This is a genomic window from Roseovarius salinarum, from assembly GCF_002834145.1.
Lineage (GTDB): Bacteria > Pseudomonadota > Alphaproteobacteria > Rhodobacterales > Rhodobacteraceae > Roseovarius > Roseovarius salinarum.
The window spans coordinates 1-461 of the sequence record NZ_PHNT01000056.1 but is presented as its reverse complement, the minus strand read 5'-3'; the positions used below and the strand labels follow the sequence as shown (position 1 = coordinate 461).

Below are 461 nucleotides of genomic sequence, written 5' to 3'. Positions count from 1 at the left end.
CCGCCGCAAGAAGTGGAGGAGGCGTTCTACGCACAGATGAACACCCTTGAAAAAGCCGCGTAGGTTTTGAACAAAGAAGCCTCTCGGAAACCCGGGGCGGTTCAGATGAACGTGATGTCTATGAAGCCAAGGAAGCTCTCGGCGGGTTTGTCGTAACGGGTTGCGACCCGGCGAGCGTTCTTCAACTTGTTGAAGCAGCGCTCAACCAAGTTTCGCAACGAATACAGCGAATGATCCACGCCGACGCGCATCTTGCGCGATTTGCGCATAGGAATTTGGGTGAGCACGTCCCGCGTCTCCATCTTTTTCCGAATGCTGTCAGCATCATAGCCTCTGTCGGTCAACAGAACGCTCGTGAACTGGCCCCATTTTCGACCGGACACGTGGGCCTGAACCAGGAGGCTTAGGGATATCCCTAAGCATGTGCTCATGTCCGAAGTTGAGATCATCACGGATGGCGG

General features: G+C 54.9%; 1 protein-coding gene. It reads right to left on the bottom strand.

Annotation, left to right across the window (positions count from 1 at the left end; all coding sequences use genetic code 11):
• Positions 1 to 101 precede the first annotated feature (101 nt).
• Positions 102 to 461 (bottom strand): transposase (locus CEF10_RS16725; protein WP_232796565.1); only part of this gene is annotated, 360 nt, incomplete at its 5' end.